Annotated in this window: 14 protein-coding genes; 5 read left to right on the top strand and 9 right to left on the bottom strand. The window is 71.4% G+C overall.

What is annotated here, in order from left to right; all coding sequences use genetic code 11:
- Window positions 1-18 precede the first annotated feature (18 nt).
- The 4 genes from ACFQ79_RS13600 to ACFQ79_RS13585 form a co-directional block, all read right to left on the bottom strand.
- Window positions 19-1176 (bottom strand): NAD(P)/FAD-dependent oxidoreductase, encoded by a 1158-nt coding sequence (locus ACFQ79_RS13600; RefSeq protein ID WP_383582471.1) that lies wholly within the window; start codon window positions 1174-1176, stop codon window positions 19-21.
- Window positions 1177-1399: 223 nt separating this feature from the next.
- The gene (locus tag ACFQ79_RS13595; protein WP_383582469.1) at window positions 1400-2335 is read right to left on the bottom strand and encodes an ornithine cyclodeaminase family protein; all 936 of its coding nucleotides are present in this window, start codon (window positions 2333-2335) and stop codon (window positions 1400-1402) included.
- Window positions 2332-3318: a proline racemase family protein gene (locus tag ACFQ79_RS13590; RefSeq protein WP_383582467.1), complete on the bottom strand. Its 987-nt coding sequence runs from the start codon at window positions 3316-3318 to the stop codon at window positions 2332-2334. The genes ACFQ79_RS13595 and ACFQ79_RS13590 overlap by 4 nt, the downstream gene beginning before the upstream one ends.
- Window positions 3319-3426: 108 nt before the next feature.
- Window positions 3427-5790, bottom strand: a complete 2364-nt coding sequence (locus ACFQ79_RS13585) for a collagenase (RefSeq protein ID WP_383582465.1) — start codon at window positions 5788-5790, stop codon at window positions 3427-3429.
- A gap of 187 nt (window positions 5791-5977) precedes the next feature.
- Between ACFQ79_RS13585 and ACFQ79_RS13580 the strand changes: the two genes are divergently transcribed.
- Entirely contained in the window at window positions 5978-6283 is a 306-nt protein-coding gene (locus tag ACFQ79_RS13580; RefSeq protein ID WP_383582463.1) for a hypothetical protein, read from the top strand.
- 168 nt (window positions 6284-6451) lie between these two features.
- Here ACFQ79_RS13580 and ACFQ79_RS13575 read toward each other — a convergent pair whose 3' ends face one another.
- Window positions 6452-6982, bottom strand: a complete 531-nt coding sequence (locus ACFQ79_RS13575) for a GNAT family N-acetyltransferase (RefSeq protein ID WP_383582461.1) — start codon at window positions 6980-6982, stop codon at window positions 6452-6454.
- 70 nt (window positions 6983-7052) lie between these two features.
- Between ACFQ79_RS13575 and ACFQ79_RS13570 the strand changes: the two genes are divergently transcribed.
- Window positions 7053-7676, top strand: a complete 624-nt coding sequence (locus ACFQ79_RS13570) for a TetR/AcrR family transcriptional regulator (RefSeq protein WP_383582458.1) — start codon at window positions 7053-7055, stop codon at window positions 7674-7676.
- An 80-nt stretch (window positions 7677-7756) separates the two neighbouring features.
- On the opposite strand, the gene ACFQ79_RS13565 is transcribed toward ACFQ79_RS13570, so the two are convergent.
- A complete protein-coding gene (locus ACFQ79_RS13565) occupies window positions 7757-8539 on the bottom strand; it encodes an SAM-dependent methyltransferase (RefSeq protein WP_383582456.1) in 783 nt (260 codons plus the stop codon).
- A gap of 179 nt (window positions 8540-8718) precedes the next feature.
- Here ACFQ79_RS13565 and ACFQ79_RS13560 point away from each other — a divergent pair, with 179 nt between their 5' ends.
- The 3 genes from ACFQ79_RS13560 (at window position 8719) to ACFQ79_RS13550 (ending at window position 10379) form a co-directional block, all read left to right on the top strand.
- Window positions 8719-9147 carry an ester cyclase gene (locus tag ACFQ79_RS13560; protein WP_383582453.1) on the top strand — a complete coding sequence of 143 codons (429 nt, stop codon included), beginning with the start codon at window positions 8719-8721 and terminating at the stop codon, window positions 9145-9147.
- A gap of 126 nt (window positions 9148-9273) precedes the next feature.
- A complete protein-coding gene (locus tag ACFQ79_RS13555) occupies window positions 9274-9855 on the top strand; it encodes a TetR/AcrR family transcriptional regulator (protein WP_383582450.1) in 582 nt (193 codons plus the stop codon).
- Window positions 9852-10379, top strand: coding sequence for a dihydrofolate reductase family protein (locus ACFQ79_RS13550; protein WP_383582447.1), 528 nt, complete (start codon window positions 9852-9854; stop codon window positions 10377-10379). Before ACFQ79_RS13555 ends, ACFQ79_RS13550 begins: the two co-directional genes overlap by 4 nt.
- A gap of 71 nt (window positions 10380-10450) precedes the next feature.
- Here ACFQ79_RS13550 and ACFQ79_RS13545 read toward each other — a convergent pair whose 3' ends face one another.
- The 3 genes from ACFQ79_RS13545 to ACFQ79_RS13535 are packed head-to-tail and all read right to left on the bottom strand — an operon-like array spanning window position 10451 to window position 14022.
- The gene (locus tag ACFQ79_RS13545; RefSeq protein WP_383582444.1) at window positions 10451-11353 is read right to left on the bottom strand and encodes a carbohydrate ABC transporter permease; all 903 of its coding nucleotides are present in this window, start codon (window positions 11351-11353) and stop codon (window positions 10451-10453) included.
- The gene (locus ACFQ79_RS13540) at window positions 11350-12678 is read right to left on the bottom strand and encodes an ABC transporter permease subunit (RefSeq protein WP_383582441.1); all 1329 of its coding nucleotides are present in this window, start codon (window positions 12676-12678) and stop codon (window positions 11350-11352) included. The genes ACFQ79_RS13545 and ACFQ79_RS13540 overlap by 4 nt, the downstream gene beginning before the upstream one ends.
- Window positions 12679-12690: 12 nt before the next feature.
- Window positions 12691-14022 carry an ABC transporter substrate-binding protein gene (locus ACFQ79_RS13535; protein ID WP_383582438.1) on the bottom strand — a complete coding sequence of 444 codons (1332 nt, stop codon included), beginning with the start codon at window positions 14020-14022 and terminating at the stop codon, window positions 12691-12693.
- Window positions 14023-14105 lie beyond the last annotated feature (83 nt).

Raw genomic sequence — 14105 nt, 5'->3', positions numbered from 1 at the left:
TGACGGTGGATGCGCGCCTCAGGATGCGGTGGCGTCGAAGCGCTCGGGGCGGAACGGGCGGAGGTCGAGGGGAGGTTCGGCGCCGGTCATGCAGGCGGCGACGATCTGTCCCGTCGCCGGTGCGAGACCGATTCCCGCGCCCTCGTGACCGCAGGCGTGCAGCAGGCCGGGGACGCGCGGGTCGGGCCCGATGGCCGGCAGATGGTCGGGCAGGTAGGGGCGGAAGCCGAGGTAGGTGCGGATGGCCCGTACGGTGCCGAGGACGGGGAACAGTGCGGTGGCCCCGGCGGCGAGGCGGCGCAGGACCTCGGTGGAGAGGGTCCGGTCGAAGCCGACGCGCTCGCGGCTGGCGCCGATGAGGACGGGTCCGGCGGGGGTTCCCTCGACGACGGCCGAGGTCTGGAGCGCGGCGGAGCCGCTGGCCACGTCGGCCACGTAGTCGGCGGCGTACACCTTGTGGCGGACGATGCGCGGCAGGGGTTCGGTGACGAGGACGAAGCCGCGCCGGGGCAGGACGGGCAGGTGGACTCCGGCGAGGTCGGCGAGGGCGCCGCCCCAGGTGCCCGCGGCGTTCACGACGTACGGGGCGTGGAGTTCGCGGGTGGCGGTCCGTACTCCGCGGACCGCTCCGCCCGCGCCGGTGAGGAGGCCGGTGACCTCCTCTCCCGGCGCGAGGCGGACCCGGTCGCCGGCGGCTCGGAGGAGCTGCGCGGCAGCGTGGGCGGGCATCACCTGGGCGTCCTGGGGGTAGTGGAAGCCGCCGGTGAGGCCCGGTGCGAGGTGGGGCTCCAGGTCGTGGAGCCGGTCACCGGGCACCTCGTGCGCGACGACACCCGCTTTCTCCTGGCGGGAGGCGAACTCCCGCAGGGCGCGCAGTCCCGTCTCGTCGGAGGCGACGACCAGGCCTCCCTTGGCCTCGTACTCGACGGCAGGTGGGAGCCTGTCGGCGAGTTCGGTCCACAGCGTGGTGGAGAGGAGGGCGAGTTCGAGTTCGGGGCCGGGTTCCTTGTCGGAGACCAGGAGGTTTCCCTCGCCCGCTCCGGTCGTGCCGCCGGCGACGTAGCCTCGGTCGACGACGGTGACGGAGAGGCCGGCGAGGGCCGCGTAGTGGGCGCAGGCCGCGCCGACCACGCCGGCGCCGATGACGATGACGTCCGAGGTATCTCTCGTGGGCACGGCAGTAATATTTCACATTGCACACCGGCTGCCAAGACCCCCGTCGAGACCCTCGCCAAGGGATCCATCGAGGCGTCCGCGAGGGCTCCACCCGAACGCCCCGGTCAAGCACCCGAACACGCCGGTCAAGCACGCGAACGCCCCGACTGAGCACGCGAACGCGCCGGCTGAGCACACCGGCGCCCCGGTTCCGCCTGCGCGCGGGACCGGGGCGCGGGTGTGCTCAGGACGGACGGGCCGCCTTGTACAGGGCGGTGGCGACGGCGAGGTCCTCCCAGGCCATGCCCACGCTCTTGAAGAAGCGCGGACGCCCGGCCGCCGGTGCCCTGCGGCCGGTGACCAGATCCGCGAGGTCTCCCGCGATGTGGTCGGCCCCGATCGCCCCCTCGGCGATCGGGACGAGCAGGTCGCCCGCCTCCCGCAGCGCGGCGGTCCGCGCCTCGACGTGGACCTCGGACCGGACCACGAGCGCGGTGTCGGTCTCGCGGGCGCTCGGCTCGTGCGAGCCGACGGCGACGACGGTGGCGCCGGGTGCCACCAGGGTTCCGTCGAAGAGCGGTTCCCGGGCCGTGGTGCAGCAGACGACGAGGTCCGCGCCGGCCACCTCGTCGGGCGTGCCGGTGCGGGCGGGCACACCGAGGGTCCGCGCGTACCCGGCGAGGGCGCGCCCGCCGACCGGCCCGCGTGCGACGACGACCGCCTCGGCGATCTCGCGGACGGCGAGGACGGCCTCCAGGTGGCCGTACGCCTGGGGGCCCGCCCCGAAGAGGACGAGGCGCAGGGGCCGGTCGTCCGGTGTGAGGGAGCGGACGGCGAGGGCGGAGACGGCCGGCGTGCGCAGCTCGGTGAGCGCGGCTCCGTCGAGGAGGGCGAGCGGCCTGAGGTCGGCGCCGTCGAGCAGGAGGTAGGAGCCGGTGATGCGGGGCAGACCGCGCTCCGGGTTGCCGGGGGCGACTCCCGCGACCTTGACGCCGGCGAACGGGCCGTAGGCCGCCGGCATCAGGAGGAGTTCACCGGCGGGGACGGACACGGCCGTGCGGGGAGGTCCCGCGTCGGGGTCGAGTCCGGCCCGCAGGACGTCGGCGATGACGTCGGTGACCGCCGCCGGACTCATGAGGCGGGCGATCGTCGCGGCGTCGAGGAGGAGGGGCGGGCTCACAGGAGGAACCCCGCTCCCAGGGCGTCGTCCGGGTCGAGGACGAAGGCGTGGGTGCCGGTGCGGTGGGTGGTTCCGCTGATCTCGGTGATCCCCTCCGCGAGGAGGCGTCCGGTGAAGACGGTGCCGACGACGGACTCGTGCCGCAGGGTGGCCCCGACGGCGAGACGTCCGTCGTCGCCGAGGAGGGCGAGACGCGCGGAGGTGCCCGAGCCGCAGGGCGAGCGGTCGATCTGCCCGTCGGCGAAGACGGTGACGTTGCGCTGGTGGAGTCCCTCGGGGGTGTCGGGGAGCTCCTCGTACAGGATGACGCCGTACACGTCGTATGCGGGGAGCGCGGCACGGATCTCCCGTCCGGCGCGCACGAGTTCGGGCAGCGCGCGCACGGAGACGTCGAGGCCGAGGTCGCGGGCGGCGACGGAGACGTAGAGGGCGCCGGAGTCGGCGAGGTCGGCGTCGACGGTGCCGAGCGTGGTGTTCACCTTCACGTCGCGGGCGACGACGCGGGTCGGGACGTTGCGGAAGGTGACGCCGGTGGTGCGGCCCTCCGTGCGGTGCACGGCGGCGGTGACGCGGCCGGAGGGCACGTCGATCCGCACGGAGACGGCGCCGTCGTCGGGGGCGGGGACGCGACCCGTGTCGACGGCCCAGGCGCCGAGAGCCATCGTGCCGTGGCCGCAGGCGGTGGAGTAGCCGTCCTTGTGCCAGAACAGCACGCCGAAGTGGGCGCCGTCGTCGTCGGGCGGCACCACGAAGCCGCCGTACATGCCCGCGTGCCCGCGCGGCTCGCGGGACAGGAGACGGCGCAGGTCGTCGAGGGGGCCGGGGCGCGGGTCCGTGCCCGATCCGCCGGTCGTGAGGGCGGTGGCGCGGCGCTCGGTGACGGTGTCGCCGGGGATCGGGGGCAGGTCCTCGTCGACGATCCGGAAGGGTTCGCCGGCGGTGTGGTAGTCGGTGGTGCGGACCGTGTGCGGGGTGGTGCTCACGAAGTACGGCCTCCGGGACGGGATTTCGGGTCGAGCGCCGGGCCGGTACCCCCTCGTGGAGTGACCGGCCCGGACAGGAGGGCGGGCTCGGGGTGAGCCAGGGGCGGGTCAGCTGCGGAGGGGGCCCTCACAACTGAAGCCGGCCGTGCCGGCGACCCTGGTGGACCAGATGTCGATCGGTCCGAAGGAACAGTTCATGTCGGCCAGGTTGTTGGAGGCGGCGCCGGCCCGGTCGAGGATGAAGTAGTCGACCGTCTCGGACATGTCCTTGAAGTTCTGGTCAGCGCTGCCGGCGTCGGACAGGTTGGCGGTGATCCGGCCGGTGCAGACGAACCGGCGCTTGCCCGGCTCGCCGTTCTCGACGCAGTCGGGGGTGTTGTAGGTGGCGGCGGCGAAGGTGGACTTCACGGTGGCCAGGGCCGCGTCGCGCAGCTGGGCGTTGGGGGTGAACGTGGTGTTGGGCACGTACAGCGTGTCGACCTGGGCGATCTGGGTGTCGAGGAAGCGGTTGTAGTCGCTCTGGAGGCCCGCGTCGGAGCCGAGACGGACGCGCCAGGCGTCGTACGCGGCGACGTCGTTGTTCCGCAGGTGGGTGTACATCTCGCGGATCAGGGAGGGCTTCTCGTTCCAGAGGAACTCGAAGAACGTTCCCGCGTAGTTGTAGAAGCGGAAGCCGTCGCCGTCGTAGGTGGCGTTGAGGATCTGCCGGAGGTTCATCCGGGGGCCGCCGCCCGCGGTGTCGTTGATGATGCCGCGGACCAGGGACTTGCGGACCTTGATGCCGTCGCTGCGGGTGGCGCCGTCGAAGAACTCGGCGGTGCCCTCGTCCATGAAGGTGGTGCGGTCTCCCTGGTACCAGGGGCCCTCGCCGAAGAAGCCGGGGACGGCGTAGCGGCCGTTGAGGTAGTGGGTGTACTCGTGGCGGAAGAGCTCTTCGAGCGTCAGCGAGGAGTCCTGCGGGACCCGGCGCTGGTAGGTGTAGAAGGTGGCGCCGCGCTCGATGTAGATGCCGCCGTTGTCGGTGTCCATCCCGGTCAGAATGGGGTGGTAGTTCTCGTAGTCGGCCCGCGAGCCGTACAGGACGATGGTGAGGGTGGTGTTGGGGTCGCCCGCGAGCGGCTGGTCCGTGCCGACCACGCGGTGGAACTGGGCCTTGACCTGCTTGCTCGCGTAGTAGAGCTGGTCGACGGTGGCCCGGTCGAGCCCCGTGCGGACCTTGATCGCGCCGTTGTCGTAGGTGTACGTGTACGGGAAGATCTGCGCTTCGATGTCCGCCTTGCAGACGCCGTACGGCTTGCACGCGTCGAAGTAGTTGAGCCAGGAGACGACCTTGGCCCACTGCTGGCTGCCGCGGCCGAAGGTGGTGACCGCCTGGCCGAGCAGGCCGCCGAGTCCGGCGGAGATCTCCGTCCGCAGGCTCGGGATCTCGCCGAAGCGGCCGTACTCGCCGAGGGCGTCGCGGGCGACCCAGTCGTTGGCGGTGCCCTTCAGGTGGCCGTAGCCGGCGAAGGCCTTGAAGACGGCGCGGTACGCCGGGTCGGCGGCGGCCGCGGCCTGGAAGGCGGCGTCCTGGTTGCCCGGGTAGACGCCCAGGTAGTTGACCGAGAGCGCGGCGAGCGCGGCCCCGGCCCAGGACGGGTCGAGGTGGGTGGCGGTGTGCGAGGGGTCCATGGTGGCGAGGACACGCGTGATCAGACCGAGCTGGTGCTGCCGGAGTCCGGGGGCGCTGGCCGCGTAGAGGGCCTCGCGCAGGGTGAGGGCGTTGCTCTTCGTGACGTCGAACGTGCGGGCCGCGTTGCCGAAGTCGGCGACGGCCTGGCGGACGGCGTTCACGGTGGGCGCGTCGGTGGTGTCGATCTCGTCGCGGGAGTAGTCGTGGTACGCGACGGCGTGCAGGTAGGTGAACATCTCCTCCAGGTGGGAGGAGTTGCGGCCGTCATGGGCGGCGGCAAGGCCGGATATCCGGCGGGCGACGGCCTGGACGTGGGCATCGGACATGACGGGAGCGAGCCGGGCGTCCCAGGTCCAGATGAGTCCGCGCAGACAACCGTCGGCGAGGACCGCGGGGTCGGCGAGGAAGTCGGCGAACTGCTCGGGGCCGAGCCCGGTGATCCCGTCGAGCGTGCAGGGAACGCCTGCGGCGGTCGTCCCGGTGCCGGCCGTGAGGGTACGCGCGGCAGTGGCGGTGGCGACCGGGGCCCGGCCGGGGACGCGCCCGGTGGCCAGGCCGCCGGGGGCGGGCGCGGGCCCGAAGGTCTTGCGGGGAGCGGTGGCGAGGCGCTCCACCTCGTCGAACGGGTTGGTTCCGTGCTCGGCCCGTGGGGCCGGGGCGCCGGTCGGCGCGGCGGGGACAGCGGTGGCGCGGGCGTCCGCGTCGGCCGCGGAGGCCCCGGTCTGGCCCGAGGAGGCCAGGAGGGTCACCGCGACGGCGGAGGTGAGCAGGGACGAACGCACACGTCTGTGGATGGACAACAGAACTCCATGAGTGGTGGGGGCACGTCACTGGGGAGGTGACGAGAACTGTTGTGGTGCGCACGGTGTTTGACGGAGGTTCATCGAACCGTGTGCGGTGTAACATAGTAATGTGAAATTGCACTGACAACCCCTGTGCGACCACGAGTTCGACCTCGATCCGCCACTCCGGGAAGGCCCACGCCTGATGCGATGCGACTGGCTGTTGTGGCGGGACGTTCGCCTCGCCGCACTGCGCGAGGCACCTCACGCCTTCAAGGCCGGGCTCGCGGAATGGCACGACGGCGGGGAGGACCGGTGGCGTGCGCGCCTGACGTCGCCGGCCGCGTACAACATCGCCGCGTCGCTGGACGGCCGGTCCGCCGGGATGGCCGCCGGTCTCCCCGGGGACGAGGGCGCGTGCGAGCGGCGGTCGGTGCGGGTCGGCCCCCGGGCGCGGCGCCGGGGTTTCGTCGACACGGGGGAACCCGGAGACCTGCTGTCCGACGGGTGAGCGGGGAACGCCTGATGGTCAAAGTGCTGCGCTGAGAAGGACGGCGGGCACGGACGGCGGGCCGGGCGACGGGCACGGACGAGGGGCCCAGACGCCGAGCACGGACGGCGGGCACGAACGCCGGGCACGGACGACAGGTTGGCGGCGCCGTCGCTTCGACGCCGCAGGTCAGCGTGCGGCGTCGGCTCCGTCGGCACGCAGGTCGAGCGTCCAGTTCTGACCGACGAGGTCGTGGCCGTAGCTGTGGTGGCGCTCCTCGTCGGCGAGGGTGAATCCGAAGCTCTGGTAGATCCTGCGCGCCGCCGTCAGCACGTCGTTGGTCCACAACGTCACGCGCTCGTAGCCCGCCTCGCGGGCGAAGGCGAGGCACTCCTCGACCAAGCGCGTGCCGAGGCGGAGCCCCCTGCCCTCCGGGGTGACGAGCAGGATCCGCAGCTTGGCCAGCTTGGGCCGATCGCCCGCGACGAGGAACACACAGCCCACACGCCGGCCGTCGACCTCGGCGATCCAGCCCGCTTCGCGGGCCGGGTCGTGCCGGGCGCCGTAGTCGGCGACGATCCCGGCGACCAGGGCCTCGAAGTCGGTGTTCCAGCCGAACTGCCGGTCGTACGACTCGCCGTGCGCCATCACCACCCATCCCAGGTCGCCGGGACGGTCGGCGCGACGCACGACGACCTGCTTCTGATCCTGCTGCGACATGAGCTGCTCTCCTGGCCCCGCGATCGTTCCACCACACCACTGAAACAGTTGTTTCAGTTAGGCTAACCGCATGCCCCAGGAAGCGCCAAACCCCTCCGCCCGACAGAACGAGCTGCTGGAAGCCGCGTACCGGTACGCGCTCACCCACGGCCTGGCCGACCTGTCACTGCGCCCGCTGGCCGAGGCCATCGGCTCCAGCCCACGGGTCCTGCTCTTCCTCTTCGGGAGCAAGGACGGCCTTCTTCGCGCGCTGCTCACGCGCGCACGCGCCGACGAGCTCGCACTCCTGGACCGAGCCGGCGAACCCGACCACCCCGATCGACCCGATCGACCCGATCAGCCCGATCAGCCCGCCGGACTCGTCCCGGCCGTCGAACGCATCTGGACCTGGCTCGCCGCGAAGGAACACCGCCCGCTGCTACGCCTCTGGGCCGAGGCGTATACACGCTCCCTCGTGCAGCCCGACGGAGCCTGGGCCGGTTTCGCCCGAGCGACAGTCGATGACTGGCTCCGCTTCCTGGCAGCCCTCCAACCGCCCTCCGAAAGGGACAGCGAGGCAGGCACCACCCGCCGCACCCTCGCCCTCGCCCTGCTGCGGGGCGCCTTGCTCGATCTGCTGGCCACGGACGACGAGGAGCGGCTCACCGCGGCCGTCGAGCACCAACTGACCCTGCTGCAGGACGACACCGCCTGACGGCCTTCACCCCGACGCCCGGCCGTTCTCGCCCGCGCGTTCTCGCCCGCGCTTGCCCGCCTACCCCTTCCCGCCTGCCTTCACTTCCGTCCGACGCCCGCGTACATCGCGACGTCCGGCGTCGCGGTCTCCGGCCGCCACGCCGAGCAGGACACCACCCCCGGCTCGAGCAGCTCCAGGCCGTCGAAGTAGCGTGCGACGGCGGCAGGGGTCCGCTGGGTGAGCTTCGGCGTGCCGTGCTCGTTCCAGAACGCCACCGCCGCGTCGACGTCCGCCATCGCGGGGTGCTTGACCGTGTGGGACAGGACGAGGTGACTGCCGGGCGCCAGCGCGTCCATGAGCCGGCGGACGATCGCGTACGACTCCTCGTCGCCCTCGACGAAGATGACCACCCCGAGCAGCATCAGCGCGACCGGCTGCGAGAGATCGAGCGTCTTCGACGCCGCGGCCAGGATCGTGTCGACGTCCCGGAGATCGGCGTCCAGGTAGTCGGTACGTCCCTCGGGCGTCCCGACCAGCAGGGCGCGGGCGTGCGCGAGCACGAGCGGGTCGTTGTCCACGTACACGACCCGCGCGTCGGGGGCGACGCGCTGGGCGACCTCGTGCGTGTTGTCGGCGCTCGGCAGCCCCGTCCCGATGTCCAGGAACTGCCGGATGCCCTCGTGCTCGGCCAGGTGTCGCACCGCCCGCCCCAGGAACAGCCGGTCCGCCTTCGCGTACTCCCCGATCCCGGGGTGCAGCTCTCGGATCCGGTCGCCGGCCTCCCGGTCGACCGGGTAGTTGTCCTTGCCGCCGGTCCAGTAGTTCCAGATCCGGGCGGTGTGCGGCCGGGAGGTGTCGATGCGCGATTCGATGTCGGTCACACCCTCAACCTATCGCGGCACTCCGGCAACTCCCCTGCGCCGATGGCTCATTGCCTTGCACTGTTCACGTCGGCACGAGCGGCTTGACCTTGCCGCGACGTCAGGGTCTGTACTGGGTGACATCCCGACCCGGAGCGTTCACCGAGCTCACGGGAAGGCCCCCGGAAAGGACTACGGACATGACCACCGCACCCGAGAACAACACGGCCCTGTTGCACACCGCGTACCGGGCCGTGGAGAGCGGCGACCTCGACGCGGCCGAGCACCTGCTGACGGAGGACTTCATCGCCAACGTTCCCGGGCTCTCCGAGCCGCTGGTCGGGCGCGACGTCTGGCGCCTGGGCACGCAGGCGATGAAGGACGCCTTCCCCGACCTGAAGATCGACATCCAGGACGTCTTCGGCGTCGGCGACAAGGTGACGGTGCTGCTCCACTTCGAGGGGACGCACCTGGGCGCGTTCCAGCAGATCGAGGCCACCGGCCGGCGGGTCCGCTTCGGCAGCATCGAGGTCTACCGCGTCGAAGGCGACAGGATCGCCGAGGAGTGGGTCGCCCCGGACATGCTCGGCCTCATCCGGCAGATCTCGCCCGCCCCCGCCGGTCACTGACCTCCGCGAGCCCTTCCGGCGGTAGCCCGGAAGGGCTCTCAGTGCGCGAGCACACGCGCGGACCGGTTTATAAATGAATGGCCATTTATAAACAGTGCTAGAGTCGGTCGCGAGAGGGAGGCACCCATGCCGCGACCGCGTACGACCAGCGACACCGAGATCCTCGCCGCCACCGCGCGGGCCATCGGCGCTCACGGGCCGTCCAGGCTCACACTGGCGCTCGTCGGCGCCGAAGCGGGCGTCGCCCCGGCGACGCTGTCGCAGCGCTTCGGGTCGAAGCGGGGCCTCCTCCTGGCGTTCGCTTCGCACGCCGCCGCGGACGCGGCCATCCCCTACGAGAGGGCGCGGGCCGCGCACGACTCCCCCCTGGCGGCGCTGCACGCGGTCGCCGAGGAGTTCGTCGGTCACATGTCGACCCCCGAGGAGATGGCGAACCACCTCAGCATGCTCCAACTCGACCTTTCGGACCCGGAGTTCCGCGCGCATGCCGCCGCGCACTCCCGCACGGTCGACGCGGCCCTGCGCGGGCTGCTCACCGACGCCGTCGCGGCGGGCGAGCTTCCGCCGGGCTCGGACGTGCCGCGCACGGCGCGCGCCGTCCAGATCACCATCCACGGCTCCCTCCTCCGATGGGCCCTCACCGGAGAAGGCGATCCCGCCGACCTGCTCCACGACGACCTCGACCACCTGCTCAGGAGGACCCCGTGACCTTCTCCGCCACCGTCTTCATCGGTACCAGTCTCGACGGCTACATCGCCCGCCCCGACGACGACATCGCATGGCTGACCTCGCGCGGCGAGGCCGTCGGCGACATGGGCTTCTTCGAGTTCCTCGACTCGATCGACACCGTGATCATGGGACGGAACACCTACGACAAGGTCATCGGCTTCGGCGAGGAGAACTGGCACTTCGGCGACCGTCACGTCGGCGTCCTGAGCACCACCCTCCCCGAGGACGTCGACCGGCGCGTCACCGTCTACCGGGACATGGACGGCCTCGTCGCCGATCTCGACCAGCGGGGGAGCGAGCACGTCTACCCCGACGGCGGACGTCTCATCCAGAGCTTCATCCGCGCCGGACGCGTCGACGGGTTCGTCATCAGCGTCGCCCCGGTCCTGATCGGCTCCGGACACCGGCTCTTCGGAGAGCTGGTCGAGGACGTCCCGCTGCGCCTGGACTCGGTCGCCGACCTCGGCGGTTTCGCGCAACTGCGCTACACCGTCGAGAAGTAGGCGACCGGTACGCCCCTCACCGGCCCGCGCCGCGGGACTCCCCCACCGCTCGGGCCGGCACCTCGTCCTCGCTACTTCACCGAGCCGGCCATCACTCCCTGGACGAAGTGCTTCTGGAAGGCGAAGAACACGACCAGCGGTACGACGAGCGAGAGGAAGGCACCCGGTGCCAGGACGCCGATGTTGCTGCCGAACTGCCTCATCTGGGACTGGAGCGCCACGGTCAGCGGCTGCGACTCGCTGTCGGCGAACAGCAGGGCCACGAGCATGTCGTTCCACACCCAGAGGAACTGGAAGATCGCCAGGCTGGCGACGGCGGGACGGCCGAGCGGCAGGATCAGTCGCAGGAAGATCCGCCACTCGCTGCCGCCGTCCAGGCGTGCCGCCTCCAGCATCTCCTTCGGGATCTCCGCGAAGTAGTTGCGCAGCAGGAAGACGGCGAAGGGCAGCCCGTACGCCACGTGGAAGAGGATCACACCCGCGACGGTGCCGAAGAGGCCGACCGCACCGAAGAGTTTGGCCACCGGCAGCAGGCCGATCTGGACGGGCACCACGAGGAGGCCGACGACCACGAGGAAGACGGCGTCCCGGCCCGGGAAGCTCAGCCAGGCGAAGGCGTATCCCGCGAGGGCCGCGATGCCGACGACGAGCATGGTCGTCGGCACCGAGATGAGGACCGTGTTCCAGAAGGCCGAGACGAGACCGGAATCCTCGAACAGGGCGCGGTAGTTGTCGACCGAGAGCTGGGCGGGGTCGACGAGCGACGTCCACCAGCCCTTCGAGGCGTTGTCCTGCTCCGAGCGCAGCGAGGAGAGGAAGAGCCCCGCGAGCGGGGTGATCCAGACGAGGGCCACGAGGACCAGGAAGGCCTGGACCACGGAGCTGCCCAGCCACCGGGTCGGCCCGGTGCGGCTTCTCCTCGCACCGCGGCTCCTCCCGCCCGTACCGCTTCTCGTTCCGGTGTGGCTGCTCATGATCCGCCCTTCCGGAAGCGCCGGATGTTGAAGATCATCGCCGGTACGACGAGGGCGAGGAGCAGGACGCTGAGCGCGCTGCCGAGGCCCTGGTCGTTGCCGCCGCCGAAGGAGACCAGCCACATGCGCGTGGCCAGGACGTTGGCGTCCTCCTGTACGGGTCCCGGGGCGATGATGTAGACGAGGTCGAACACCTTCATGACGTTGATGACGAGGGTCACGAAGACGACGGTGAGCACGGGGGCGAGCAGCGGAACCGTGATCTTGCGGAAGATCTGGCCCTCGTTCGCGCCGTCCACCCGGGCCGCCTCCAGGGCGTCGCGCGGGATGGCCGCGAGCCCCGCGCCGATCAGGACCATCGAGAATCCGGTCCAGACCCACAGGTAGGCGCCGATGACGGCGGCGGTGACCAGGCTCGGTCCCAGCCAGTCGACACCGGTGTAGCCGGCGGCGAAGTTGGACGCGGGGATCCGCAGCGCATAGGCGTCGTCGCCGAGGCCGGCGAAGCGGAACGAGCCGTCGTCGCCCGTCTCCGCGGATCCGACGACCGTGCCTCCGCGCAGCACCTCGACCGTCACGCCGGGAAGGCCCTTCTCCTTCGTGTCGATCTGGCCCTGCCGGCCGCCGGCTCCGGGCGTGAAGTCCAGGTACACGGCGCCCGACAGGCTTCCCGCCGACGGCTCCGGCGTCCGCGCGGGCGCCGCCCTCGGGGGCACGGCCTCGGGTGCGACGCCGACGAAGGGCAGGGCGATGCCGTCCCCGGGCCGGACCTCGACGGTGGTGTAGCCCTCGCCCGGACTGCCGTTCAGGTTCTTGCCCTCACGAGCACGCGCCGTCGGGTACGGGGACGGTTCGACGATCGTGTCGTGGACGCCGACGATCGCCGCGTTGAGTACGCCCCGGTCGGGGTCCTGGTCGTAGGCGAGGCGGAAGATGATGCCCGCCGCGAGGAAGGACACGGCCATGGGGAGGAACAGGACGAGTTTGAACGCGGTGGCCCACCGCACCTTCTCGGTGAGGACGGCGAGGACGAGTCCGAGCCCGGTGAGCAGCACGGGCGCGACGACGACCCAGATCACGCTGTTGCGCAGGGCCTTCTGCGTGGCAGGGTCCTGGAACATCTCCAGGTAGTTCCCGGCGCCCACGAAGCGGTCGCCGCTCGCGTCGAAGAGACTGCGCCCGACGGAGTACACGACGGGGTAGACGACCAGTGCCCCCAGGAGCAGCAGGGCCGGGAGGACGAAGAGCGCGCCGAGCAGGCGCCTTCTGCGCAGGGCACGGCGCCGCGGGTTCGCCGCGGCGCGTGCCTTCGGGGTGTCGGCCATGACCGGGCGGCCTCAGTTCCCGTACGCCTTGGCCGCCGCGGCCTCCAGAGCCGCCGCGGTCGCCTTCGGGTTCGAGGGGTCGCGCAGGAAGTCCTGGAGGATCTTCCACTCGCCGGCGCCCTTGGTGCCGCCGAAGGCCGCGGGGGCCTGGTCGGACATGTCGAAGCGCACCGAGTCTCCGGCGGCGACGAGCGAGGCGGCGGTCGCGCGCGTGGTGGCGTCCCCGTAGGCCTCGGGCTTGACGTTCTTGTTCGGGGAGAGGAAGCCGCCGGCCCCGGCCCAGACCTCGGCCGCTTCCGGGGTGGCGAGGAACTCGAGGAGCTTCATGCCGGCCGCGGCGTTCTCGGCGTCCTTGAGGACCACGGCGGCGTCCCCGCCGCTGACCACGGGCGGGGCGCCCGCGGCGACCGCGGGGAACGGGAAGAACTTGGCGTCCTCGCCGGGCTTCTTGCCGAACTCGTCCTTGGCGACGCCGCCGACGAAGTCGCCTTCGTAGACCATGCCGGCCTCGGGCTTCGGACCGAAGACCTTCTCCACGGAGCCGGGGAAGTCGGTCTGCAGGGCCCCCTGGGCTCCGCCGGCCACGAGTTGCTTGTCCTTGAAGACCACGGCGAGCGTCGAGAGGGCTGTGACGACGCTCTGGTCCGTCCACTTGAGCTTGTGCTGGGCGAGCTGGTCGTACTTCTCCGGTCCGGCCTGGGAGAGGTAGACGTTCTCGAACCAGTCGGTCAGCGTCCAGCCGTCCTCTCCGGCGACGGCGAAGGCGGGGCGGCCGGAGTCCGCGAGCGTCCGTCCCGCCGTGAGGAGCTCGTCCCAGCTCTTGGGCTCGTTCACCCCGGCCTGGGTCAGCGCCTCGGGGGCGTACCAGATGGTGGACTTGTGGGCCGCCTTGAAGTAGAGCCCGTAGTACTTCCCGTCGACCGTGCCGTAGTTCTTCCATACGGGGGCCAGGCCCGCGGTGGCGGTCTCCGTGGTCTTCTCGGAGAGCGGCTGGAGCCAGCCCGCCTTGGCGAACTGCTGGAGGACGCCGACCTGCGGGACGAGCACCACGTCGGGGGCGTTGCCGCCCTCGATCTTGCTGCCGACGAAGGTGGAGACGTTGTCGCCGGAGGGCACGAAGACGGTCTTGGCGCCGGTCTTCTCGCTGAAGGCGTCGAGCACCTTCTTGAAGTTCTTCTGCTCGCTACCGGTCCAGACACCGGCCACGGTGACGGTCTTTCCGCTGAGTTCGCCGTCGGCGGCGGGTTCCCCGTCTCCACCGCAGGCGGTGGCGGTGAGCGCCAGGGCCAGCACGGCGGAGACGGTGCCGGTGGTACGGAGGGTCGTGGCGGCGGATCGTCTCATGACGGTCCATCCTTCCTTCGGGAACGGAATGGAGCGGGACGGAACGGGGCGGGACGGGGAGAGACGGGGCGGGACGGAGTAGG

The organism is Streptomyces sp. NPDC056480, from assembly GCF_042795405.1.
Lineage (GTDB): Bacteria > Actinomycetota > Actinomycetes > Streptomycetales > Streptomycetaceae > Streptomyces.
This window is presented reverse-complemented; position numbering and strand designations above follow the sequence as displayed.